Below are 23674 nucleotides of genomic sequence, written 5' to 3' on the forward strand. Positions count from 1 at the left end.
ACGTCGGTTGCAGTATGTGGCCTCCGCACGGCCGGCGCAAATGCCCGGCAGCGTTGGTTTTTCGCACCCATACTGCATCGTATTGACATGCCCGGCAGAGCGACCATACTATCTCGTATGGTTTCTGCTTCCGCCACTGTCCCGCATGCCGTCTCGGCCGCCCTGTCCGGCGCCGGCGAGCTGGCGCTGGCTGCGACCGTCACCGGTCCCGGCGAGGCCGGATCGGTGCTGTTCGCACATGGCTTCGGCCAGACCCGGCATGCCTGGTCGGCAACCGCCGCGGCACTGCAGGCGCATGGCTACCGCAGCGTCGCCTACGATGCGCGCGGCCATGGCGATTCCGCACGCAACCCGGCGGATCTGCCCTATCGCGGCGAGCAGTTCACCGACGACCTGATCGTGGTCGCCGGCGAGATGTCGCCGCCGCCGGTGCTGGTCGCCGCCTCGATGGGCGGGCTGTTCGGGCTGATCGCCGAATCGCGCTGGCCGGGTCTGTTCCGCGCGATGGTGCTGGTGGACATCACCCCGCGCTGGCAACCCGCCGGGGTCGAACGCATCCTCGCCTTCATGACCGCGCACCCGCAGGGTTTCGCCAGCCTGGACGAGGCCGGCGATGCCATCGCCGCCTATCTGCCGCAGCGCGCGCGCAAGTCGCCCGAAGCCTTGCGCAGCGTGCTGCGGCAGCACGCCGACGGCCGCTGGTACTGGCACTGGGATCCGCGCCTGGTCGAAGAACTGGCACGCGACAGCGACCAGCACCAGGGCGCGATCGCGCAGGCCGCTGCGCACGTGCGGTGCCCACTGCTGCTGATCAGCGGCGGCCGCAGCGATCTGGTCACGCCGCAGACCATCGAAGAATTCTTGTCGCTGGTGCCGCATGCGCAGCATGCGCATCTGCCCGAAGCCACGCATATGCTGGCCGGCGACGACAACGCCGCATTTACCGCCACTGTGTTGCACTATCTGGACGCCCTGCCACCGGCCTGCGCCGGCGCATCGTCCGCCGTCACCGAGTACCTCCCCGGAGCACGCCCATGAGCATCATTGCCCCCTTCCTCGTGTTGTTGCTGGCCGGCGCGTTCGCCGCCTATCACCGCATGCGGCTCGCCGTCTGGGCCGCGTTGAGCGCCACGCTGCTGGTCGCGTGCTGGCTGCTCGGCGCCAACCACGTCGCCACCATCGTCGCCGCCGTCGTACTGGCGGTGGTCGCGGTGCCACTGCTGTTGCCGTTCGTGCGCAAGCCGCTGCTCACCGCACCGATGCTCAAGGTGTTCCGCAAGGTGCTGCCGCCGCTGTCGCAGACCGAACGCATCGCACTGGAAACCGGCTCGGTCGGATTCGAAGGCGAACTGTTCACCGGCGATCCGGACTGGCAGAAGCTGCTGAACTATCCCAAGCCGCAGCTGACCGCCGAAGAGCAGGCCTTCCTCGATGGCCCGGTGGAAGAGCTGTGCCGGATGACCAACGACTGGGAAATCACCCACGTCCACGCCGACCTGCCGCCGGAGATCTGGAGCTTCATCAAGAAGAACAAGTTCTTCGGCATGATCATCCCGAAGGAGTACGGTGGCCTCGGCTTCTCCGCACTGGCGCACCACAAGGTGATCCAGAAGATCGCCTCGGTCTCCAGCGTGGTCAGTTCCACCGTCGGCGTGCCCAACTCCCTGGGCCCGGGCGAGCTGCTGCTGCACTACGGTTCCAAGGAGCAGAAGGATTACTACCTGCCGCGTCTGGCGGTGGGCCAGGAAGTGCCCTGCTTCGGCCTGACCGGTCCGTTCGCCGGCTCCGACGCCACCTCGATCCCCGACTACGGCATCGTCTGCAAGGGCGAGTGGAACGGCGCCAACGTGCTCGGCGTCAAGCTGACCTTCGACAAGCGCTACATCACCCTGGCCCCGGTGGCGACCCTGGTCGGCCTGGCGTTCCGCATGTACGACCCGGAAGGCCTGATCGGCGACACCAAGGACATCGGCATCACCCTGGCGCTGCTGCCGCGCGAGACCCCGGGGGTCGAGATCGGCCGCCGCCACTTCCCGCTGAACTCGCCGTTCCAGAACGGCCCGATCCACGGCCGCGAAGTGTTCATCCCGCTGAGCCAGCTGATCGGCGGCGTGGAGATGGTCGGCAAGGGCTGGAACATGCTCAACGAGTGCCTGGCCGTGGGCCGCTCGATCACCCTGCCCTCCACCGCCAGCGGCGGCGCCAAGTTCGGCGCGGTCGTCACCGGCGCGTATGCGCGCATCCGCAAGCAGTTCGGCCTGTCGGTCGGCCGCTTCGAAGGCGTGGAAGAGGCGCTGGCGCGGATCGGCGGCAAGGCCTATGCGATCAGCGCGCTGTCGCAGGCCACCGCTGCGGCGGTGGACCGCGGCGACGTGCCGTCGGTGCCGTCGGCGATCGCCAAGTACCACTGCACCACGATGAGCCGCGAGGTCATCAGCGACGTGATGGACGTGGTCGGCGGCAAGGGCATCATCCTGGGCCCGCGCAACTTCGCCGGCCGCAGCTGGCAGGCCGCGCCGATCGCGATCACCGTGGAAGGCGCCAACATCATGACCCGCAGCCTGCTGATCTTCGGCCAGGGCGCAATCCTGTGCCATCCGTGGGTGATGAAGGAGATGAAGGCCGCCGGCAACCCGGACCACAAGGCCGGCGTCGACGAGTTCGATCGCAACCTGTTCGGCCACATCGGCTTCGCCATCTCCAATGCGGTGCGCTCGCTGTGGTTCGGCCTGACCGCCGCACGCATCGGCGCCGCCCCGGGCGACGCCTACACCCGCCGCTACTTCCGCAAGCTGGACCGCTACTCGGCGAATCTGGCGCTGATGGCCGACGTGTCGATGCTGATGCTCGGCGGCAAGCTGAAGTTCAAGGAGTCGCTGTCCGGACGCTTGGGCGACGTGCTGAGCCACATCTACATGACCAGCGCCATGCTCAAGCGTTACCACGACGACGGCGCGCCGGCCACCGACCAGCCGCTGCTGGCGTGGGCCTTCCACGACAGCGTGCACAAGATCGAACTGGCGCTGTCGGCGGCACTGCGCAACTTCCCGATCCGTCCGGTCGGCTGGCTGATGTGGGCGCTGATCTTCCCGTGGGGCCGCCGCGCCGAGGCGCCGGGCGACCGCCTGGGGCACCGTGTTGCCGCGCTGCTGATGACCCCCAACGAGGCGCGCGATCGCCTGGGCCAGGGCGTGTTCCTGACCCCGTGCGAGAACAACCCGGGCGGGCGCATCGCCAGCTACCTGACCAAGGCCGTGCTGGCCGAGCCGGTGGAGCGCAAGTTCCTGAAGGCGCTCAAGAGCAAGGGCATCGAGTCGCTGGACTTCGCCTCGCAGCTGGACGAGGCGGTGCGCGAAGGCGTGCTCTCGGCCGACGAGCGCCGTCAGCTGGAGGAGCTGCGCGAGATCACCATGGACACGATCAGCGTCGACGACTTCGACACCGACGAGCTGCGCTCGGCAAGCTACTACCAGCGTGCCGCCGCCGCGGCCGACGACGGGCATTCGCGCGAAGCGGCCTGATCGTTCTAGCCATGCAGCCACTCACGGCGGCGGACTTCGGTCCGCCGTCGTGCGTTTGAGGGAACTGCGATGCGTCGACTGCTTTCGCTCTATCGCCGCTTGCAACGCTAACCCGGGGGATCCTGGCTGTCCTCGCGTGCGGTGTGCTTCAAGGCGCCCTACTTCGCCAGCATCGCCCCGCGCATCACCGTCCTGGAGCCGGGCCGCTGCGAGGCGCGCATCGCGCACCGGCGCCGGGTCAGCAACCACATCGGCACGGTGCACGCGATCACCCTGTGCAACCTGGCGGAGCTGGCCGGCGGACTCATGATCGACGCCAGCCTGCCGCCCTCGATGCGCTGGATTCCCAAGGGCATGCAGGTGGAATACCGCAGCAAGGCAGTAGGTCCGATGCATGCGATGGCCACGCCGGACGTGGCGATCGTCGCCGCCGAGCGCGGTGACGACCTGCCGGTCAGCGTGGAGATACGCGCGCGAAGGTGGTGTGCGTCGCGCGCATCGCGATGTGGGTGTCGCCACGCGCGCCGACCGCTGCGTCGCCTGGGCGGTGTGCGGTGCGCGACCGTGCTCAGTACGCCAGCAACACCGCGGCGATCGCCAGCGCCGCCGGCAGCGCCTGCACGGACACGATGCGGCGGCTGACGCTCCAGCCGCCGTACAGGCCGGCCACGACCACGCAGCCGAGGAAGAACAGCATCACGTCGACCCGCTGTGCGACCAGGCCCCAGGCCAGGCCGGCGGCGAGGAAGCCGTTGTAGAGCCCCTGGTTGGCCGCCAGCACGCGCGTGGCCTGGGCCTTCTCCGGTGAGTTGCGGAAGACCTTCATGCCCAGCGGACGCGTCCACAGGACCATCTCCAGTACCAGGATGTACAGGTGCAGCAGCGCGACCGCGCCCACCAGGATCGAAGCCAACAGGATCATCGTGCTATCCGGCACAGGAGACAGGGCGCCAGCATAGCCAGCGTGCCGATGGGCGGCCAGTCCCCACGCTGCGCCGGCTCACCGCGTCGGCGGCGTGCGTTCCGGTGGCAGCTTGGCCGCCTCGCGCAGCAGCCGCCACGCGCCCAGGGTCATGCCGGAGGCGGCCAGCAGGCCCGCGACGAACACCACCTGCGAGCCGAACCCCGACAGCAGCTTGTACAACCATGCGAAGCTGAGGTCGCTGCCACGATAGATCACCGTATCGATCGCCGCGCCAGCCTTGTAGCGCCATTCGCGGCCGACCCGGGTGTACAGGGTTTCGCGCGCCGGCTTGGCCAGGGAGAACTCGCCGGCGCGGGTCACCACCTGCACCACCGCCACCAGCATCGGCAGCGGCGACACCGCCAGCACCGAGTAGCCGAGCAGGATCGCGCAGCCGGGAATCAGCAGCGCCGGCCCGATGCCGAAGCGCGATAGCAGCGCGCGCGTGACCAGCAACTGCAGCACCAGGGTCACCGCGTTCACCGCCAGGTCGATGTTGGCGTAGAAGGCGGTACTGGCCGCCGCATCGGTGTAGAGGCGGCGCACGATCGCCGCCTGTTCGTTGTACAGCAGGGTGCCCACGCCCACGCCGAACACCGACATCAGGGCGAGCCAGCGCAGCAGCGGTTCGCGCGCGATCAGCTTCAGCCCGGCCAGCACGTCGCCTCCCATCGGCGCCTCGCCGCCGACCACGCCACGCTCGCGCTCGCGGGCGACCGCCCACAGCCGCAGGCGCAGCAGGCACACCACGCTGACCACCAGGAATCCGGCCGACACCAGCATCAGGTTGGCGATGCCGATGCGTTCGACCAGGCTGCTGGCGATCACCGGTCCCAGGAACGCGCCGAGCGTGCCGGCGGCGCCGATGTAGCCGTAATAGGCGCGCGCCTCGGCATTGCTGAAGACATCGGCCATGAAGCTCCAGAACACCGCCACCGCAAACAGGTTGAACACCGAGATCCACAGGAAGAAGGCCATGCCGCGCCCGGGCACGCCGCTGTCGAACAGCACGTAGAACAGCAGCAGCGTGGCGATGAAGAAGCCGTACACCACCGGCAGGAACACCCGTCGCGGATAGCGGCTGACCAGCGCGCCGTAGACCGGCTGCAGCAACAGCATGATCAGGAAGGTGCAGGTGAACAGCACCTGCAGCGCGAACTCCTTCAGCGGCATGCCGTGCGCCGCGAAGAACGCGATCATCGCCGGCGGGAACACCGCGGCCACGTCGGCGGAGGCGCCCATCGCCTCGCGCACCGGCCGCAGCACGTAGTAACCGCTGAGCAGCGAGAAGAAGTACAGGAACGCCCACGCCAGCGGCGGCGAATCGCGCAGGGCGCCGCGCAACCGCGCCAGCGCGCCGGGGGCATGCGGGGCGGCGCTCATCGGCGGCGGACCCTGGCGCAGGAACGGGACATGGCGATTTTCGGGGCGGAAAACGCGCACGGTAGCTGATGCACCGCAACACCGCCAGCGCGCGCGCCATGCGCACACCACGCCGCGCTTGCATCGCACCCGGCGGCAGCCCGCGCCGAGCATATGCTCTATCCCCGGCGACTAGCGTCGGCGCCAGGAACTGAGGGGACATCGCGGGTGTACGACTTCATCATCATCGGCGCAGGCTCGGCCGGCTGCGTGCTCGCCAACCGCCTGAGCGAGGACCGCGACTGCAAGGTGCTGCTGATCGAGGCCGGGCCGCGCGACCGCAATCCCTTCATCCACATGCCCGCCGGCCTGGCGCGCCTGGCCAACAACCGCCGCATCAACTGGAACTACCTGACCGAGGCCGAGCCGGCCTTGAACGACCGCCGGCTATGGTGGCCGCGCGGCAAGGTGCTCGGCGGCTCCAGTTCGATCAACGCGATGTGCTACGTGCGCGGCGTGCCCGCCGACTACGACGACTGGTCGGCCGACGGTGCCGATGGCTGGGACTGGCGCGGCGTGCTGCCGTACTTCCGCCGCAGCGAATGCAACAGCCGCGGCGGCGATGCGCTGCACGGCGGCGACGGCCCGCTGCACGTCTCCGACCTGCGCTACCACAACCCGCTCTCGGAGGTGTTCGTGGCCGCCGCGCAGGAGGCGGGCTTTCCGCACAACCCCGACTTCAACGGCCCGCAGCAACAGGGCGTGGGCCTGTACCAGGTCACCCAGAAGAATGGCGCGCGCTGCTCGGCCGCGGTCGCCTACCTGGCGCCGGCGCGCATGCGCGACAACCTGCAGGTGGTCACCGACGCGCTGGTGCTGCGCCTGCTGATCGAGGGCGGACGCGTGGTCGGCGTCGCCTATGCGCTGGACGGCCGCGAGGTGCAGGCGCGCGCCGCGCGCGAGGTGCTGCTCAGCGCCGGCGCGGTGAACTCGCCACAGCTGCTGATGCTCTCGGGCATCGGCCCGGCCGATGCGCTGCGCCGCCACGGCATCGCGGTGCAGCTGGACCAGCCGCAGGTCGGCGCCAACCTGCAGGACCACCTGGACGTGTGCACGCTGTATCGCACCCGCTCGGGCATCAGCTACGACCGCCGCAACCAGGCCAAGATCGCCTTCGACTATTTCCTGCGCGGGCACCGTGGCGCCGGCAGCAGCAACATCGCCGAGGCCGGCGCCTTCATCCGCTCGCCGCTGGCGCCGGACGCGCGCGCCGACATCCAGATGCACTTCGTGCCGGCGATGCTCGACGACCACGGCCGCAATCGCCTGCCCGGCGACGGCTTCACCCTGCACGCCTGCCACCTGCAGCCGCGCAGCCGTGGCCGCATCGCGCTCAACGACGCCGACCCGCGCACACCGGCGCGGATCCAGGCCAACTACCTGAGCGACCCCGACGGTTTCGACCTGCGCATGCTGGTGGAATGCGCGCGCCTGGCGCGGCACATCCTGCAGCAGCCGGCGTTCGATGCCTGGCGCGGCGCGCCGCTGCTGCCGGCGCGCGAGGATCTGGACGAGGCCGGGTTGATCGCCTTCATCCGCGCCAAGGCCGAAACCATCTATCACCCGATCGGCACCTGCCGGATGGGCAGCGACGCGCAGGCGGTGGTCGATCCGCAGCTGCGCCTGCGCGGGCTCGACGGCCTGCGCGTGGTCGACGCCTCGGTGATGCCGCGCCTGGTCAGCGGCAACACCAATGGCCCGACGATGATGATCGCCGAGCGCGCCGCCGACCTGATCCGTGGGCGCATGGTCCTGCGGGAGGGGTGAGGCGGCGGCTGCGGGGCGGTGCGGGGAGTTCGGGGTGGTGGCGAGTTTCCCGGAGCTTGCCACCAGATTCCCGCTGCCGCTGGGCGACGTACCCTCACCCCAACCCCTCTCCCGGGGGGAGAGGGGCTAAAAAGGCTGTGCGCGGCACGGCGATTGCATGTCCATCGGCATCCGCCGCAGTCCACGCCGCCCCTCGCTGGCGGGCCTGCGCACCCCCGTCCGACGCGGGAAATCCCCAGCAGGATCAAGGCGATGCCTATTCATCTTCTCCCAGTTTGTGCATTCGAGAAATCCGGCGCTAGAATCGTGGCCGGCAGCACCTCACAGGCCTCAGGCGCAATGACACAGAACAGCAGGCACCGGCTCCTTCGACCGGTGGCAACCGGGTTGCTCGGGGCATTGCTGCCCTTTGCGATGTCCTCCACCGCACAGACGCCGGCGCCCGCGCAACCGCTGCCGCCGCCGCTGCACACCGAAGCCACGCGCTACACCTCGCCGACCCAGCCGCTGCCCTACCGCGCCTCGCTCACCCAGAGCCAGGTGCTGCCGCTGGCCAGGGACTTCGACGTCGCCGCGCTGGAGTCTGTGGCCGAACAGTTGACCTATGGCGAGCGCGTGCCCGGCCTGGCGATGGCCATCGTGCACAACGGCCAGGTGCTCAGCGCGCGCGGCTACGGCGTCACCGACGTCAACCGTCCCGAGCCGGTCGATGCGCACACCGTGTTCCGCCTGGCCTCGCTGTCCAAGGCGTTCGCCGGCACCATGGCCGGCCTGCTGGTCAACGACGGCACCCTGCGCTGGGACAGCAAGGTCGTCGACTACGTGCCTGGCTTCCAGCTCAGCGATCCGGTGGCCACGCGCCAGTTGAACGTCGCCGACCTGCTCAGCCACCGCGTCGGTCTCACCTACAACGCCTACGACCGCGACGTCGAATCCAACCTCGACTACTACACGCTCAGCCACAAGCTGGCCTATGCGCCGCTGAAGTGCGCACCGGGCGAGTGCTACGCCTACCAGAACGTCGCCTTCAGCCTGATCGGCGACGTGGTGTTCGCCGCGTCCGGCAGCTTCTACGAGCAGTCGGTGGAGCGCCGCATCTTCAAGCCGCTGGGCATGAACGACGCCAGCATGGGCCTGGCCGGCATCCAGGCCAGCCCGCGCTGGGCGCGCCCGCACGTGCGCAGCCGCAACGGCTGGGTCTCGCTGACGCCCAAGCCGACCTACTACCGCCTGGCGCCCGCCGCCGGCGTCAACGCCAGCATCAGCGACATGGCGCAGTGGCTGATCGCGCAGACCGGGCATCGCCCGGACGTGCTGCCGGAGCCGCTGCTGGCGACCCTGCACGCACCGCTGATCCTCACCCCGGGCGAGATGCGCTCGGGCTGGCGCCGCGCGCGGGTCAACTCGGCGAGCTACGCGCTGGGCTGGCGCGTGTTCGACTACTCCGGCCACCAGGTGATCTTCCATGCCGGCGCGGTGCAGGGCTACCGGGGCCTGATCGCGCTGGTGCCGGAACGCGACTTCGCCGTGGCGATCCTGTGGAACGGCGAAAGCGGCCTGCCCTCGGGCCTGCTGCCGACCGTCCTCGACCGCGCGATCGGCCTGCCGGCGCAGCGCTGGCTGGACGTGGACACCGACTTCGGCAGCGACAACCTGATGGCCGAGCGTCCGGACCCGAAGGACAAGAAGGGCGCGTCCTCGTCCAAGTCGGTGGCCTCGCCGCACTGAGCGCGGTGTCCCGCAGCATCCTCGCAGAAGGCGGCGCAAGCCGCCTTTCTGCTGTCTGCAGGTGTGTGGATGCGCTGCAGACAGCTCCTGCCCCGCCGTCGCCGGATGTGCGCTGTTCCAGTTGCGGCGATGCGGCCATGGGGCGGCACGGTCACGTCGCGGCAGCGCAACGGCCGACAGCAATCCACGACGAACGATCGGCCACAGCCACACGGAACAGGGTGGAGGGCGCCTGTATGCGGCCGCTCCAGCCGTGCGCCATCCCTCTCCACAACCACGCAAGACGCACGCTGCGCTTCGCTGCGTCGTCCACGATCCCGCATCTGGCGGACACCCCGCGGCGCCGTCCCGCTGCCGCCGCCGGCATGCTGGCGGCTAGATGTAGCACCGCACGCAAGCAATGGGCAGCGCGCATCGCGCCTGCCGTCCATGCAACCGGCGAAGACCAATGACCTATCGAGCGTTCGGCGTGGCGCACTGGCGCGCCGCGGCGCACGCTACGAACAGCACGCAGAGCGCGCACGGCGCACGATGCCTCGACGGATCCGCGGACGCCAGGCATCCTCGATTCCTCCCGCAGCCGCGCATCGCGGCGGTCAGGTGGTCTTCGTCAGGGTGTGTGCATTCACTTGGGTGCGCCTCCCCTTGCCTGCCGCCCACCGGCGTGGCGTGACAGGCGTGTCGCCGTGACGCAGTCGCTCACCGCACCCGCCTGCTCGCGCGTTCGCCGAGGCGGTACGCGCACGTCGGGAAGACCTGATGGATGCGCGCCATCAACTGGCACCCGACCCGAAGCGGCGGCCCGACGTGCAGGTTCGCTCCCGATACGAGACACATAGGCGGAATGCTTATCGCTGTGGCGGAGGTCGCTCCCGCTCCCCGCCTGCTCACGCGTGGTGCGCACGTGGTTGCCGAGGCGGCACGCGCACGTCGGGAAGTCCCGACGCCCGACGGATGTACCACCATCGCCATAGGCGTCCGACAACGCAGCGATGGCACGACGTGCAGTCGCGATCTGGATGGGCGGTGCACAGGCAGAACACCTACATGGCAACTGACCAATCAGCGCACAGGGGACCGTCGAAGTGAGTTGAGACGGGCGCACGCAGCAGGCGCTGCCAGTCAGCGATGCGCGGTACGAGACCGCACGGTCGCGACCTTGCAGGCAAGGCACAGAGGGCGCTCGGCGTGGGTTGAGGCAGAGGGACGCGGCAGGCGCCGCCAGTCAGCGGTACGCGAGTAGAAACGCACAGGCACGGTGTCCACGTCGCGACCTGGCATGCGGGGCGGGGCGCAGAGGACAGCCTGCGTGGTTGAGACAGGCGGAACGTACAGGCGTCGCTAGTCAGCCGCGCTCAGTGCGAGTCGCAAAGACACTGTCCACATCGCGACCTGAATCGGGGCGCAGAGGACGGTCGGCGTGGATTGGGACAGGCGGCGCCGCGGATGCGGCCGGGTCCAGGCGTAGGCTGCGATCGCGCACGGCGGGCCCCCGCAAATAAAAAACTCCCTCCCCGCTGGGCACCGGGGAGAGAGTCTAGGAACAGCGATCGGGATGGATCAGATCAGCGGCGCGGGCGTTGCCGGCAGCGCGACCGGAGCGGCCTTCTTCTTGCGAGCGGCCGGCTTCTTCTTCGCCACGGTCTTCTTGGCGGTGGCCTTCTTCGCAGTTGCCTTCTTCGCGGCCGGCTTCTTGGCAGCCGACTTCTTCACCGTCTTCTTCGCCGCGGTCTTCTTGGTCGCAGCCTTCTTCGCGGTCTTCTTCACCGCCTTCTTGGCGACGGCCTTCTTCGCGGTCTTCTTGGTGGCGGCCTTCTTTGCCGTCTTCTTCACTGCCTTCTTGGCAACGGCCTTCTTGACCGCCTTCTTCACCTTGGCGACCTTCTTGGCCACCTTCTTGGCGACCTTCTTGACCGCCTTCTTTACCGAAACCTTCTTCGCTGCCGGCTTCTTGGCGGCAGTCTTCTTGACCGCCTTCTTAGCGGCCGGCTTTTTCGCAGCTTTTTTCGTCGCCATGGGATGGCTCCTCGTCAGTGAACTATGGATTGAAAATGCCCAGTTAAAGCAACCTCGCGGCGATGCTCCGCCTGCGGGAACCGCCGGCGCGCGCTGCGGGCCGGATCGGATACAGAAACACCCGTACCGAATGTCGATACGGGTGCGATGCCAGGGGAGACGTTGCGTTTCTCGGAGGGAAGCGACTCCAACTCCACCATCTTCGGGTTCCTGGCGGATGTCCAAGTTGTGCTTCGCGTTTTGATGTCGATCCGATTCACTCGCTTGCGCAGCAACGTCTGCTGGGCGAAACCTAATCACGGTTTTTTTTACTGTCAACACTTCTGCGCAAATTTTTTTTCGCTGGCGCGCGCGCCACGACCGCCGCATGCCACGCCGGCCGCCTCGCCAATGCCGCCGAGCGTCGCTGCCGACACCGCAAGGAAATCGGCGCATGCAAAAAAAGCAGGGAAATTTCCGTGTTTTCTGCAACGACGCACTGCCGCCATCGCGTTGCGGACAGGCATCGGCGACGCGTCGGCGGCAACTGCGACGGTGCGCGCCAGCCTGTCCGCTAGCTGAAAAAAAATTTCGCGACCGCGTGCGGTTCCGGCATCGCACAAGTGCAAATGCGCAAAAGTGCGCAAACTTTTTTGCGTCGTGCGGCGACCTCGACGCGCGCGATGCGTCGCGTACCGCGTCGCCGAGACGCCGAGACGCGACACATCGCACCACCGCGGCACGCCCTGCACACACGTCGCCGACACACCGCCACGCATGCGACTGCCCTCGTCCACTTCCACTCGTGCTTCCACCGATGCCGTCGCATGGGTGTGTCGACCGGCGCGGATCGCACAGGTCACCGGCTGACGCCGGCACACACCGCGCCGTCGCACATCGGCGACGTGCGAAGCGCGCGCCACGTCGCCACTGCCCGCGTCGCTACCCCACGTCGCGCCCTGCATGCCGTGCTGCATCTGCGCCGCGTCGGAAAACCGGCACCGACCGAAGCGTGGATCGCATGCATCAGCCACCTACAGCCAGGGCGAACGCGTTGTCCTCGCGGTGCTGCCCGGCGACGACCTCACATCGTCTTCGCAGCGACGCACGCGGCGACGCCGGCGACGCGGGTTCCGGGATAGCCATGCAAAGAATGGCGCCGCCGACGCGCGGACGGTGGCGACCGCACCGCGCGGCACCCAAAAAGAAACCGGCCGCACTGGGCGGCCGGTTCGAGTGTCGCGACGGGAAGTCGGCTCAGTGGCCGTCTTCCTCGAGCAGTTCGGCGTACTCGTCCGGCGACAGCAGTTCGTTCAACTGCTCGGCATCGTCCGCTTCCAGCACCAGGATCCAGCCTTCGCCGTAGGCGTCTTCGTTGATCGTTTCCGGCTTGTCGCTCAGCGCGGTGTTGACCTCGACCACCTTGCCGCTCAGCGGGCTGTACACGTCCGAGGCGGCCTTGACCGACTCGACCACGGCCACGCCGTTGCCGGCTTCGACATGATCGCCGACGTTCGGCAGTTCGACGTAGACCAGGTCGCCGAGCAGGCCCTGGGCATGGTCGGAGATGCCGATGGTCACGCGACCATTACCTTCGACGCGGGCCCACTCGTGGGACTTGAGGAATTTGAGGTCGCCAGGGATCTCGCTCATGGGGCTGCTCCGGAAGAAGACGGTATCGAGGATGGGAGACTAGTGTAGCGAACCGCGCGCGCGGGAACGATGGCGCGCGCGCCGCGGTCGCGGCCCGGACTCAGCGGAGCACGCCGGGCTGGACCTGGCCTTCGCGCACGAACGGGAACTTGACCACGCGCACTGGCACTTCCTTGCCGCGGATGTCCACGCGCACTGCGCCCGGCTCGCCGGCCGGCACCCGCGCGAAGGCGATCGCCTTGCCCAGCGTCGGCGAGAAGGTGCCGGACAGGATCTCGCCGTCGCCGTTGGCGGTCAGCACCTTCTGCCCGTGGCGCAGCACGCCCTTCTCGTCCATCACCAGGCCGATCATCTGCCGCGGCGCGCCGCCGGCCTTCTGCGCCTCGAGCACGGCGCGGCCGATGAAGTCGCGGCCCTCGTCGAGGGTCACGGTCCAGGCCAGCGCGGCCTCGTAGGGCGAGACGCTGTCGTCCATGTCCTGGCCGTAGAGGTTCATGCCCGCTTCCAGGCGCAGCGTGTCGCGCGCGCCCAGGCCAGCCGGCTTGACCCCGGCAGCGATCAGCGCATCCCAGAACGCAGGCGCCTGCTCTTGCGGCAGCACGATCTCGAAGCCGTCCTCGCCGGTGTAGCCGGTGCGCGCGACGAACAGCGGCACGCCGTCGATCGAGGTCGCCTCGATCGCGGCGAAGCGGCCGAGCTTCTGCGCCGCGGCACGATCCTGCTCGCGCAACAGGCCGATCGCCTTGGCGCGCGCGTTAGGACCCTGCACCGCGATCATCGCGAAGTCGTCGCGCTCGCGGACCTGCACGCCGAACGCCTGCGCCTGCTCGCCGATCCACGCCAGGTCCTTGGCGCGGGTGGCGGCGTTGACCACCAGGCGGAAGAACGCATCGGACATGTGATAGACGATCAGATCGTCGATCACCCCGCCCTGCGGGTTGAGCATGCAGGTGTACAGCGCCTTGCCCGGCGCCTTCAGCTTGTCCACCGAATTGGCCAGCAGATGGCGCAGGAACGCGCGAACCTGCTCGCCGTGCAGATCGACCACGGTCATGTGGCTGACGTCGAACATGCCGGCGTCGCCGCGCACCTGGTGGTGCTCGTCGATCTGCGAACCGTAGTGGATCGGCATGTCCCAGCCGCCGAAGTCGACCATCTTGGCGCCGAGGGCGCGGTGGCTGTCGTTGAGGATGGTCTTCTGGGTCATGGCGCGGGTCCGTGAGAAAAGTCCCCCATTATCGCTGGCAGTGAGCCGGGATTGGGGAATCGGGAATGGGGATTCGTAAGAGCGGCTGTCCTGGATCCGAAGGACTGTCGCTCGATCGCGCAGTGCCGTAGGAGCGGCTTCAGCGAAGGCTGGGATTGGGGATTCGGGATTGGGGGATTCGTAGGGGCGGCCGTCCCGATCCGAAGGACTGGCGCCCGATAACGCACTACGCAGGAACAGGTTCAGCCGCGACCTGCCATCGATCTCGGGTCGCGGATGAAGCCGCTCCTGCGAATCCCCAATCCCGAATCCCCAATCCCGGCTTTCAAGCAGCCTGGACGAGCAGCGTCATGCCGTCCACGCCAACGATACGCACCGCGCTGCCCGCGGGCAGGTCGGGGCCGCCGACCACCCAGAACGCATCGTCGACCTTGGCGCGGCCGCGGCCGCCCTGGATCGGCTGGTCCAGGGTCACCACGCGGCCGATCAATTGCTCGGCGCGGCGGTTGAGCAGCGGCTGGTCACTGGCCCGGCCGCGGTTGCGGAACCAGGTGCGATACACCTGGATCGAGACGAAGCTCAGCACCACGAACGCGCCGACCTGCAGCAGCAGGGAGATGTCCGGGAACACCAGTACCGCAAGAAACACCGCTGCGGCGGCGAAGCCCATCCACAACATGAAGGCGCCCGGCGCCAGCGATTCGGCCGCGAACAGCAGCAAGGTCAGGGCACCCCAGGCCACCACCTCAATGCGCATGGCTCAGACTCCGTTGCGCGGCGGCACGCGCGGCACCGCCGGCGGGGTGGTCTGCTTGTTCAGCGCCTCGCGTGCCAACTCGGCGATGCCGGCGATCGAGCCGATGATGCCGCTGGACTCCATCGGCATCAGCACGAACTTCTGGTTCGGCGCGGTGGCCAGTTCCTTGAACGCCTCCACGTACTTCTGCGCGATGAAGTAGTTGATCGCCTGCACGTCGCCTTCGGCGATCGCCTTGGACACCATCGCCGTGGCCCGCGCTTCGGCTTCGGCCAGGCGCTCGCGCGCCTCGGCGTCGCGGAACGCGGCCTCCTTGCGGCCTTCGGCCTCCAGCACCGCCGCCTGCTTCTCGCCGTCGGCGCGCAGGATCTCCGACTGCCGCGAGCCCTCCGCTTCGAGGATCTGCGCGCGCTTCTCGCGCTCGGCCTTCATCTGCCGGGCCATCGAGTCGATCAGGTCGCGCGGCGGCTGGATGTCGCGGATCTCGATGCGGGTGACTTTGATGCCCCACGGATTGGTGGCGTGGTCGACCACGTTCAACAGCTGCGCGTTGATGGTCTCGCGCTGGCTCAGCGACTCGTCCAGGTCCATCGAGCCGATCACGGTACGGATGTTGGTCTGCACCAGCGCGATGGTGGCGATCTCCAGGTTGGACACTTCATACGCCGCCTTGGCGGCGTCCAGCACCTGGAAGAACACCACGCCGTCCACCCGCACCACCGCGTTGTCCTTGGTGATGACGTCCTGGCTGGGCACGTCCAGCACCTGTTCCATCATGTTGACCTTGCGGCCCACGCCATACATCCACGGGATCAGGAAGTGCAGGCCGGGCGAGAGCGTGTGGGTGTAGCGGCCGAAGCGCTCCACCGTCCACTGGAAGCCCTGCGGCACCATGCGCACGGTCTTGAACAGCACCACCACGCCGAAGAACAGGATCACCAGCGTGAGGAAGAAGGTAGACGGCATCAGGTTGCTCCATTAACCAGAAGAAGGAATCGAATCGGCAGTATAGCCAGCGCAGGCGCACGTGCCGGTCACCAGCGGATGCGGCCCAGCAGCATGTCCTTGAACATCACCCAGTCGCCGGCGAGCGAGTACAGCGGGTGCTTGAAGGTGGCTGGACGATTCTTCTCGAACACGAAATGGCCGATCCAGGCGCAGCCGTAGCCGCAGACCGGCGCCGCCCACAGCCAGCGCGGCTGGCCGGTGCACAGTGCCAGCAGCAGGCTCGCCAGCACGCCGAGGCTGCCGACGAAATGCAGCCGTCGCGACACCCGATGCCGGTGCTCGCTCAGATAGAACGGATAGAACTCACGGAAGCTGGCGAAGCGGCGCATGCGATGGCCCTCCCGAGGCAACGCAGGCGTCCAGCATACGCCGGGAGCGCGGGTGTCGCTCGCAGCGCACGGATGCGACGCGCAGATGCGGTCGCCGGATGTGCTCACGCAGGAGACCGCAGCGCCGCACCAGGCATGTCTACGATTCGGTGACCGCATGGAAACCGCCCACCTGCAAAGAACTGCTGCAGGGCACAACGCCTCGGAAGCGGGACACGTCATCGCGTTGCGGGCAAGGCGTCGGGTCATATCCATTCACGCGCTGCGCAGCGCCAACGCAGCGGGGCGTGCGGTGAGTTTCGCAGGAACGGGTTCAGCCGCTACACGACTCGCCGATGGCACGTTGCGCCGCTGCAGAGCACCGCCAATCGCAACGAAATGTGTCCTGTAGGAGCGGCTTCAGCCGCGAAGGGCTTTACCGGGAACGCCCGTCGCGGCTGAAGCCGCTCCTACGCGCTGGCCGGCCTCTCGTTGTCGCAAGACAGCCTGCCGCGCAGACCTCAGCCCTGCCGTGGCGCGAACATGATCACCGCCATGCCGAGCAGGCACAGCCCGGCGCCGAGCAGGTCCCAGCGCGTGGGGCGCATCCCCTGCACCGTCCACAACCACAGCAAGGCGACGGCGACATAGACGCCGCCGTAGGCCGCATAGACGCGGCCGCTGGCGGCGGGATGCAGGGTCAGCAGCCAGACGAAGGCCGCCAGGCTGCCTGCGGCCGGCAACAGCAGCCAGGCGCTGCGCTGTTCGCGCAGCCAGAGATAAGGCAGGTAGCAGCCGACGATTTCCGCGACGGCGGTCAGCACGAACAGCAGCAGCGTCTTCATCCGGCTGCGGCGCGCTCTTCGTCCTTGGCGCGCTGCCAGTACGCCTCCTGCTCCATCAGGGCCAGGCCGTCCAGCGCACCACCGTCCTGCTGCGCCAGCCGCTCCATCGCGCGGAAGCGGCGCTCGAACTTGAGGTTGGCGTGGCGCAGCGCCGCACCAACGTCGACCTTGGCATGCCGCGCCAGATTGGCGCAGACGAACAGCAGGTCGCCGATCTCGTCCTGCAGCCGTGCCGGATCGGCCGCGGCGCCCTGTGCCAGTTCCGCGCGCACTTCCTCGAGTTCTTCCTGCACCTTGTCCAGCACCGGCGCCGGGCCGGGCCAGTCGAAGCCGACCCGCGCCGCGCGCGACTGCAGCTTCAGCGCACGCTGCCATTCCGGCAGCCCGCGAGCGATGCCGGCCAGCGCCGAGCCGTCGCGCTCGCCGGCGGCGGCGCGCTCGGCGCGCTTGATCTCTTCCCACTTCAGTGTCTGCTGCTGGGCATCGGCGACCTGGCTGTCGCCGAACACGTGCGGGTGGCGGCGCACCATCTTGTCGCAGATCGCCGCGACCACATCGTCGAAGCCGAACGCCCCCTGCTCGCGCGCCATCTGCGCATGAAACACCACCTGCAGCAGCAGATCGCCGAGTTCGTCCTTCAGCCCGGCCAGATCCTGGCGGTCGATCGCGTCGGCCACCTCGTAGGCCTCTTCGATCGTGTACGCGGCGATGCTGGCGAAATCCTGCTCCAGGTCCCAGGGGCAGCCCCGCGCGGGATCGCGCAGGCGCGCCATGATGTCGAGCAGGGCGGGAAGGTCGTAGCGGGCTGGAGTCACGGGCAGATTCCGATGCGACGGCACCGCTGCCGCCTGCCGCCTAGTGTGGCAGAGCGCGCGCCATGCAGCGCGCGCTCGCGGCGCGGCTCAGCCCAGCCAGTCGCGCCAGGGCAGCGCCGGATCGCCCAGCGCTACGAAGTCGCCGTTGAGCAGCGATTCGCGGCGGTTGTAGCGGAACGGCTTGCCGGTCGCGGCGGCCAGCAGCGCACCGCCGGCGGCCTGCAGCACGCACTGCCCGGCGGCGGTGTCCCACTCCGAGGTCGGGCCGAAGCGCGGGTACACGTCCAGGTCGCCGTCGGCGATCCGGCAGAACTTCAGCGAGGAACCCTGCGCGACGAGTTCGATCTCGCCCATGCGCTGCAGCAGCGCGTCGGTGCGCGCATCGCGGTGCGAGCGACTCGCCGCCACCCGCAGCGGCGCGGTGGCCGGCCGGCGGGTGTTCAACGCGGTATCGCGAAAGCCTTCGCGACGGTACGCCTGCTCGCCACGCACTGCGTGCCAGACGCGGCCGTCCACCGGTGCCTGGACCACGCCAAACACCGGCGCACCCTGGTGGATCAGGGCGATGTTGACGCTGAATTCGCCGTTGCGCTTGACGAACTCGCGGGTGCCGTCGAGCGGGTCCACCAACCAATAGGTGGTCCAGTGCTCGCGCACCTCCCACGGAATCTGCGCCGATTCCTCGGACAGCACCGGCAGGTCCGGGGTCAGCCGTTCCAGGCCTTCGACGATGATCTGGTGCGCGGCCAGGTCGGCCTGGGTCAACGGGCTGGCATCGGCCTTGTGCTCCACCTCGAAGCCGGTGGCGTAGACGGACATGATCGCCGCGGCGGCATCGATGGCGATGGCGATCACGGTTTCGCGCAAATCACTGGTCAGACGGATCATTCGGCGCGACCCAGCCACTCGCGGGCAATGAACAGCGCCGCCAGCGAACGCCCCTCGGAAAAATCTTCACGCAACATCAGTTGATCCAGTTCAGCCAGTTTCCAGGGCACCACTTCCAATTCCTCCGGCTCGTCGCCGGCTAGTCGTTCGGGATAGAGATCTTGCGCGAGCACCAGCCACGACTGGTGGCTCATGTAGGTCGGCGCCAGGGTCATCGCGCGCAGCACGCGCAGTTGCCGCGCGCCGTAGCCGGCCTCTTCCTTGAGTTCGCGGTCGGCCGCCTGCAGCGGGGTCTCGCCGGCATCGATGCGGCCCTTGACCAGGCCCAGCTCATAGCGGTGCACGCCGGCGGCGTATTCGCGCACCAGCAGCACGGTCTGCGCATCCAGCATCGGCACCACCACCACCGCGCCGTGGCCCGGCGCCTTGAGCCGGTGGAACACGCGGCGTTCGCCGTTGCTGAATTCCAGGTCCAGCTCCTCGACCTGGCGCTCGGCAGCCGTTTCGCTGCGCGCACGCACGGCGTGGATGACCGGCAACGGCCGGGTCACGCCGGCACCCTGCGGCGCCGGGCGGCGTCGATCGATAGAATGCGCTGAGCGAAGAACCTGTTCATGAGCGCGAAATGCTATCAGACCTGACCGCAGCACAGATGGCCGACGCGTGGCGCACGCGCGATCTGGCCGTGCTTTGGCACCCGTGCACGCAGATGCGCGAGCACCCCGATACCCTGCCCCTCGTCCCGATCGCACGTGGCGAAGGCGCCTGGCTGATCGACCACGGCGGCCGCCGCTACCTGGATGCGGTGAGCAGCTGGTGGACCAACCTGTTCGGCCACGGCGAGCCGCGCATCGCCGCCGCCATCGCCGCCCAGGCCACGCAACTGGAGCAGGTGATGCTGGCCGGCTTCAGCCACGAACCGGCGGTACTGCTGGCCGAACAGCTGCTGGCGCTGGCGCCGCGCCAGGAGGGTCGCGCGCCATTGGCCAAGGTGTTCTATGCCGACAACGGCTCGGCCGGCGTGGAAGTGGCGCTGAAGATGGCCTTCCACTATTTCCAGAACCGCGGCGAGCCGGGGCGCACCCGCTTCGTCGCGCTGGAGAACGGCTACCACGGCGAGACCATCGGTGCGCTGTCGGTCGGCGACATCCCGCTGTACCGGCGGGTGTACGCGCCGCTGCTGGCCGAGGCGCTGTTCGCGCCCTCGCCCGACGCCTACCAGGCCGCGCCCGGGCAGAGCGCGCGGGAACGCGCCGAAGCCGCCGCCGATGCGCTGGCCGACCTGTTCGACCGCCATCCCGGCGAGATCTGCGCGGTGATCCTGGAACCGCGCCTGCAGTGCGCCGGCGGCATGCGCATGCACGATCCGGCCTATCTGCGCCGGGCGCGCGAACTGTGCGACGCCAACGGCGCCTTCCTGATCGCCGACGAGATCGCCACCGGTTTCGGCCGCACCGGCACCCTGTTCGCCTGCGAGCAGGCCGGGGTGATGCCGGACCTGCTGTGCCTGTCCAAGGGCCTCACCGGCGGCTTCCTGCCGCTGTCGGCGGTGCTGGCCACCCAGCATCTGTACGACGCCTTCCTCGACGACAGCCGCGAGCGCGCCTTCCTGCATTCGCACAGCTACACCGGCAATCCGCTGGCCTGCGCGGCGGCGCTGGCGTCGCTGCGGATCCTGCAGGAGGACGACGTGATCGCGCGCAACCGCAGCACCGCCGAAACCATGCGCGCGCTGTCGGCCCCGTTCGCCGAGCATGCGCACGTGGCCGACGTGCGCCAGGCCGGCATGGTGGTGGCGTTCGAACTCACCCGCAACGGCGACAAGCGCACACCTTTCCCTGCGTCCGCGCGCGTCGGCCTGCACGCCTACCGCGCCGCGCTGGAGCGCGGGGTGGTGCTGCGTCCGCTCGGCGACGTGCTGTACTGGATGCCGCCGTACTGCGTGGACGCCGCGCAACTGGCGCTGCTGGCCGAAACCACCCTGGCGGCGATCGACGAGGCGGTGGCATGCGCCTGACCCGCTGCCACGTGGACCTGCCGCTGCACGCCGGCGCCGAACTGAGCCTGCCGGAGGGCGTCGCCAATCACCTGCTGCGCGTGCTGCGGCTGCGCGAAGGCGATCCCTGCGTGCTGTTCAACGGCGACGGCTGCGATTACGACGCCGAACTGCTGCAGGCCGGCAAGCGCAATGCCAGCGTGCGCATCCGCGCGGCGCGGCCGGCCGACAACGAGTCGCCGCTGGCGATCACCCTGCTGCAGGGCGTGGCGCGCGGCGAGAAGATGGACCTGATCCTGCAGAAGGCCACCGAGCTCGGCGTCGCCGCGATCGTGCCGGTGTGGGCCGAGCGCACCGAAGTGAAGCTGGATGCGGCGCGCGTGGACAAGCGCGTGGCGCACTGGCGCAGCGTGGTGATCTCGGCCTGCGAACAATCCGGCCGCGCGCGCGTGCCGCAATTGAGCGCGCCGCTGGCGCTGGCCGACGCCGCGCGCGCCGCGGCGGACAGCCCGTGCCGGCTGATCCTGGATCCGCAGGGCGAACACCGGCTGCGCTCGCTGGACATCGGCGGCGACGCGGCGACGATCGCGATCGGCCCGGAAGGCGGCTGGTCGCCGCGCGACCGCGCCACGCTGGAGACGGCAGGCTTCGTCGGCCTGCGCCTGGGGCCGCGTATCCTGCGCACCGAGACCGCCGGCCTGGCCGCGATCGCGGCGCTGCAGGCGCACCACGGCGACCTGTGAGTTCGCATACGCGATGACGTAACCAGCGACGCCACGCCGCGCTCGCGCCGCTGGAAGCGAGAGGAATCCCAGGGAAATTCGACAGCGCCCGACCTGTGACCTGCACAGGAAGGGGCGTGGCTCCCTACTCGGCCTGCACGTCACCCCGCAGGCGCGATCGCAGCGGCAACAGCGCTGCTGGCGTGGAGGACATATATAAGTGTCTGCGCGACGCGACCGGTAGCACATGGCAAGGCACGACGCGCTCGCCCGCAGGGCGCATCCATCGGCGCGGCCATCGCCGCGCCAGGCGCTCAGTGACGCTGCTGCAGGAACCAGTTCGCCGCGCCGATCACCCCGAGCTGGCCGTGTTCGACCAGCTTCACCGGGATCTGCTCCAGCGCCGGACGCATCGCGCCCTTGTTCAAGTAGCGCTCGACGAAACTGCTGGCGGACAGGAACGCGCCGATCTGCGGCAGGAAACCGCCGGCCAGGTAGATGCCGCCCTGCACGCCGTACAGCAGCGCCATGTCGCCGATCACGCTGCCGAGCAGGCCGCAGAACGCCGACAGCGCCTCGTGCGCCAGTGGATCGCCGCCGGCCAGGGCGGCCGCGGTGATGTCGCCCGGTGCGGCATGCGCGGGCGTGGCGCCACGCAGGTCGCACAACACGCGATAGAGATTGAGCAGGCCCGGGCCGGACAGGAAATGCTCCATCGGCACATAGGGACGATCGCGCAACAGGCGCTGCGCCAGCGCCAGTTCCAGATCGTTGCCGATCGGCAGCGCGGCATGGCCGGCTTCGGTGGGCAGCACCACGGCGCCGCCATGGGTGGGAATCCACACTGCGGCGCCAAGACCGGTGCCCGGACCGATCACCAACGCCGGCCCGCGCTGCGCCTTGCGCGGCCCGGTCAGATGCAGCACTTCGCTGGCGTCCATCGACGCCGCCGCATACGCCACCGCTTCGAAATCGTTGACCAGATGCAGCGCCTTCAAACCCAGGCGTTCGCGGATCTCCGGGGGCGACAGCGTCCACGGCAGATTGGTGGTGATGACGCGGCCATCCTCGAGCGCATAACCGGCGCTGGCGATCACCCCGCGGGTCGGCTTCGGGCCCTGCACCTGGTCCAGAAACTCGCCGATGATCTCGGCCAGACCGGGATAGTCGGCGCAGCGGTACTTGCGGTAATCCAGCACATCGACGGACGGCGCCGGGCCGGCATCGGCAGCGCGCGCGACCAGGCCGATCCGCACATGGGTTCCGCCGACATCGGCAGCAATGAAGGGCTCGGCGCGCGGCACGGCCGCTGCCACTGATGAACTGCTTGCGGACACGTCTTCTCCCGTTGCGCCAGAGCAGGCGCACGCCGATTCGGCCGATTGATCGATCGAGTGTCCGATCACCCTGACAACGTTGTCAAGATGAATTTCACAGCCTTGTCGTTTTGTCTTCATCGCCTCGACTTCATGCGGCCGATCGCCTTGTGATGTGGATGGCCGCTGGTCGCCATCCGTTGCATGGGTGAACATCTGTCGCAAAACTTCGCCGCATTGCACAAATTTCTGCGGCCTGCCCGACACCCCGGCAGCCCTTGCCACGCATGGGCCCGTCGGCCGCGATGCCGGTGTCGCACACGTGTTCGGCCATGTTTTCTTTTGTAGACAAGCACCTAGAGCGGGCGCCGGACACCCCGTGAAAGCCTCTGGAAAGATGCCGCAGCGAGCCTTGCTTGCAATCGTCAAAACCGCGTGAAACGGGTGTTGACAACGCTGTCAGCGCTACGACAGACTCGGCTCACACAAGTTTTACAACTTCAAGACATGCCACGTTCAGGGGATTCAGACACAGCGACGCATCGCCGCTCCTCCCGCGCCAAGTGGCAGGACGCGCGCTGACGCTGCGGGCGGCATCCCCCGAACCGACGAGACCACGCCCGATGCCGGGCACGGACGCAGCGCGCCCGGACCAGGCAGCAGGTGCACTGCTTCATTGCTGGACTTGGTTGTTACCTGCAGGAACACAGGAAGGACTGGCGCCCTCGATGCCGCCGGTTGGCTACTTCCGCGTCAGCGACC

Annotated in this window: 20 protein-coding genes and 1 pseudogene; 7 read left to right on the forward strand and 14 right to left on the reverse strand. The window is 68.6% G+C overall.

Annotated features, from left to right (window positions below; genetic code table 11):
* Positions 1-117 precede the first annotated feature (117 nt).
* The 3 genes and pseudogenes from GGR66_RS00930 to GGR66_RS00940 all read left to right on the forward strand — a co-directional run.
* On the forward strand, positions 118-1038 hold the full coding sequence (locus GGR66_RS00930; RefSeq protein ID WP_184446890.1) for an alpha/beta fold hydrolase: 921 nt from the start codon (positions 118-120) through the stop codon (positions 1036-1038).
* Positions 1035-3521 carry an acyl-CoA dehydrogenase gene (locus GGR66_RS00935; protein WP_184446891.1) on the forward strand — a complete coding sequence of 829 codons (2487 nt, stop codon included), beginning with the start codon at positions 1035-1037 and terminating at the stop codon, positions 3519-3521. Before GGR66_RS00930 ends, GGR66_RS00935 begins: the two co-directional genes overlap by 4 nt.
* A gap of 126 nt (positions 3522-3647) precedes the next feature.
* Positions 3648-4039 (forward strand): annotated as a pseudogene (locus tag GGR66_RS00940) (hotdog fold domain-containing protein); the annotation flags it as partial.
* 50 nt (positions 4040-4089) lie between these two features.
* On the opposite strand, the gene GGR66_RS00945 reads toward GGR66_RS00940, so the two are convergent.
* A complete protein-coding gene (locus GGR66_RS00945) occupies positions 4090-4443 on the reverse strand; it encodes a DUF1304 domain-containing protein (RefSeq protein ID WP_184446892.1) in 354 nt (117 codons plus the stop codon).
* 78 nt (positions 4444-4521) lie between these two features.
* Positions 4522-5868: an MFS transporter gene (locus tag GGR66_RS00950; protein ID WP_184446893.1), complete on the reverse strand. Its 1347-nt coding sequence runs from the start codon at positions 5866-5868 to the stop codon at positions 4522-4524.
* Between the two features lie 207 nt (positions 5869-6075).
* On the opposite strand from GGR66_RS00950, the gene GGR66_RS00955 reads away from it, so the two are divergent.
* Positions 6076-7674 (forward strand): choline dehydrogenase, encoded by a 1599-nt coding sequence (locus tag GGR66_RS00955; protein WP_184446894.1) that lies wholly within the window; start codon positions 6076-6078, stop codon positions 7672-7674.
* Between the two features lie 375 nt (positions 7675-8049).
* Positions 8050-9402, forward strand: coding sequence for a serine hydrolase domain-containing protein (locus GGR66_RS00960; protein ID WP_184446895.1), 1353 nt, complete (start codon positions 8050-8052; stop codon positions 9400-9402).
* A 1560-nt stretch (positions 9403-10962) separates the two neighbouring features.
* Here GGR66_RS00960 and GGR66_RS00965 read toward each other — a convergent pair.
* The 11 genes from GGR66_RS00965 to nudE all read right to left on the reverse strand — a co-directional run bounded on the left by GGR66_RS00965 (position 10963) and on the right by nudE (position 19429).
* The gene (locus GGR66_RS00965) at positions 10963-11418 is read right to left on the reverse strand and encodes a hypothetical protein (protein WP_010344200.1); all 456 of its coding nucleotides are present in this window, start codon (positions 11416-11418) and stop codon (positions 10963-10965) included.
* 314 nt (positions 11419-11732) lie between these two features.
* Entirely contained in the window at positions 11733-12374 is a 642-nt protein-coding gene (locus GGR66_RS00970) for a hypothetical protein (protein WP_184446896.1), read from the reverse strand.
* Positions 12375-12654: 280 nt separating this feature from the next.
* Positions 12655-13050 carry a glycine cleavage system protein GcvH gene (gene gcvH / locus GGR66_RS00975; protein WP_010344201.1) on the reverse strand — a complete coding sequence of 132 codons (396 nt, stop codon included), beginning with the start codon at positions 13048-13050 and terminating at the stop codon, positions 12655-12657.
* Between the two features lie 100 nt (positions 13051-13150).
* A complete protein-coding gene (gcvT, locus tag GGR66_RS00980) occupies positions 13151-14257 on the reverse strand; it encodes a glycine cleavage system aminomethyltransferase GcvT (RefSeq protein ID WP_184446897.1) in 1107 nt (368 codons plus the stop codon).
* A gap of 325 nt (positions 14258-14582) precedes the next feature.
* On the reverse strand, positions 14583-15014 hold the full coding sequence (locus GGR66_RS00985; RefSeq protein ID WP_184446898.1) for an NfeD family protein: 432 nt from the start codon (positions 15012-15014) through the stop codon (positions 14583-14585).
* Positions 15015-15017: 3 nt separating this feature from the next.
* On the reverse strand, positions 15018-15980 hold the full coding sequence (locus tag GGR66_RS00990; RefSeq protein ID WP_160965558.1) for an SPFH domain-containing protein: 963 nt from the start codon (positions 15978-15980) through the stop codon (positions 15018-15020).
* A gap of 68 nt (positions 15981-16048) precedes the next feature.
* Positions 16049-16351, reverse strand: a complete 303-nt coding sequence (locus GGR66_RS00995; protein WP_160965560.1) for a DUF962 domain-containing protein — start codon at positions 16349-16351, stop codon at positions 16049-16051.
* Positions 16352-16851: 500 nt separating this feature from the next.
* On the reverse strand, positions 16852-17175 hold the full coding sequence (locus GGR66_RS01000; protein WP_160965562.1) for a YnfA family protein: 324 nt from the start codon (positions 17173-17175) through the stop codon (positions 16852-16854).
* On the reverse strand, positions 17172-17948 hold the full coding sequence (mazG, locus tag GGR66_RS01005; RefSeq protein WP_255421577.1) for a nucleoside triphosphate pyrophosphohydrolase: 777 nt from the start codon (positions 17946-17948) through the stop codon (positions 17172-17174). The genes GGR66_RS01000 and mazG overlap by 4 nt, the downstream gene beginning before the upstream one ends.
* Positions 17949-18077: 129 nt before the next feature.
* The gene (cysQ, locus tag GGR66_RS01010) at positions 18078-18878 is read right to left on the reverse strand and encodes a 3'(2'),5'-bisphosphate nucleotidase CysQ (RefSeq protein WP_160965564.1); all 801 of its coding nucleotides are present in this window, start codon (positions 18876-18878) and stop codon (positions 18078-18080) included.
* Positions 18875-19429, reverse strand: coding sequence for an ADP compounds hydrolase NudE (nudE, locus tag GGR66_RS01015; RefSeq protein ID WP_160965566.1), 555 nt, complete (start codon positions 19427-19429; stop codon positions 18875-18877). The genes cysQ and nudE overlap by 4 nt, the downstream gene beginning before the upstream one ends.
* A gap of 74 nt (positions 19430-19503) precedes the next feature.
* Between nudE and bioA the strand changes: the two genes are divergently transcribed.
* Together bioA and GGR66_RS01025 are read left to right on the forward strand one after the other, a co-directional pair.
* Entirely contained in the window at positions 19504-20895 is a 1392-nt protein-coding gene (bioA, locus tag GGR66_RS01020) for an adenosylmethionine--8-amino-7-oxononanoate transaminase (RefSeq protein WP_160965568.1), read from the forward strand.
* On the forward strand, positions 20886-21617 hold the full coding sequence (locus tag GGR66_RS01025) for a 16S rRNA (uracil(1498)-N(3))-methyltransferase (protein WP_184446899.1): 732 nt from the start codon (positions 20886-20888) through the stop codon (positions 21615-21617). The genes bioA and GGR66_RS01025 overlap by 10 nt, the downstream gene beginning before the upstream one ends.
* Positions 21618-21910: 293 nt before the next feature.
* Here the strand turns inward: GGR66_RS01025 and GGR66_RS01030 are convergent, their stop codons facing one another.
* Positions 21911-22933: a glucokinase family protein gene (locus tag GGR66_RS01030; RefSeq protein ID WP_184446900.1), complete on the reverse strand. Its 1023-nt coding sequence runs from the start codon at positions 22931-22933 to the stop codon at positions 21911-21913.
* Positions 22934-23674 lie beyond the last annotated feature (741 nt).

Source organism: Xanthomonas sp. 3498 (assembly GCF_014199795.1).
Taxonomy (GTDB): Bacteria; Pseudomonadota; Gammaproteobacteria; order Xanthomonadales; family Xanthomonadaceae; genus Xanthomonas_A; species Xanthomonas_A rydalmerensis.

What these genes read in the sequence shown, in the direction of transcription:
- GGR66_RS00930 (WP_184446890.1), top strand. Translation starts at nt 118, where the DNA reads ATGGTTTCTGCTTCCGCCACTGTCCCGCATGCCGTCTCGGCCGCCCTG.
- GGR66_RS00935 (WP_184446891.1), top strand. Translation starts at nt 1,035, where the DNA reads ATGAGCATCATTGCCCCCTTCCTCGTGTTGTTGCTGGCCGGCGCGTTC.
- GGR66_RS00945 (WP_184446892.1), bottom strand. Translation starts at nt 4,443, where the DNA reads ATGATCCTGTTGGCTTCGATCCTGGTGGGCGCGGTCGCGCTGCTGCAC.
- GGR66_RS00950 (WP_184446893.1), bottom strand. Translation starts at nt 5,868, where the DNA reads ATGAGCGCCGCCCCGCATGCCCCCGGCGCGCTGGCGCGGTTGCGCGGC.
- GGR66_RS00965 (WP_010344200.1), bottom strand. Translation starts at nt 11,418, where the DNA reads ATGGCGACGAAAAAAGCTGCGAAAAAGCCGGCCGCTAAGAAGGCGGTC.
- GGR66_RS00970 (WP_184446896.1), bottom strand. Translation starts at nt 12,374, where the DNA reads ATGCAGCACGGCATGCAGGGCGCGACGTGGGGTAGCGACGCGGGCAGT.
- gcvH (WP_010344201.1), bottom strand. Translation starts at nt 13,050, where the DNA reads ATGAGCGAGATCCCTGGCGACCTCAAATTCCTCAAGTCCCACGAGTGG.
- gcvT (WP_184446897.1), bottom strand. Translation starts at nt 14,257, where the DNA reads ATGACCCAGAAGACCATCCTCAACGACAGCCACCGCGCCCTCGGCGCC.
- GGR66_RS00985 (WP_184446898.1), bottom strand. Translation starts at nt 15,014, where the DNA reads ATGCGCATTGAGGTGGTGGCCTGGGGTGCCCTGACCTTGCTGCTGTTC.
- GGR66_RS00990 (WP_160965558.1), bottom strand. Translation starts at nt 15,980, where the DNA reads ATGCCGTCTACCTTCTTCCTCACGCTGGTGATCCTGTTCTTCGGCGTG.
- GGR66_RS00995 (WP_160965560.1), bottom strand. Translation starts at nt 16,351, where the DNA reads ATGCGCCGCTTCGCCAGCTTCCGTGAGTTCTATCCGTTCTATCTGAGC.
- GGR66_RS01000 (WP_160965562.1), bottom strand. Translation starts at nt 17,175, where the DNA reads ATGAAGACGCTGCTGCTGTTCGTGCTGACCGCCGTCGCGGAAATCGTC.
- mazG (WP_255421577.1), bottom strand. Translation starts at nt 17,948, where the DNA reads ATGGCGCGCCTGCGCGATCCCGCGCGGGGCTGCCCCTGGGACCTGGAG.
- cysQ (WP_160965564.1), bottom strand. Translation starts at nt 18,878, where the DNA reads ATGATCCGTCTGACCAGTGATTTGCGCGAAACCGTGATCGCCATCGCC.
- bioA (WP_160965568.1), top strand. Translation starts at nt 19,504, where the DNA reads ATGCTATCAGACCTGACCGCAGCACAGATGGCCGACGCGTGGCGCACG.
- GGR66_RS01025 (WP_184446899.1), top strand. Translation starts at nt 20,886, where the DNA reads ATGCGCCTGACCCGCTGCCACGTGGACCTGCCGCTGCACGCCGGCGCC.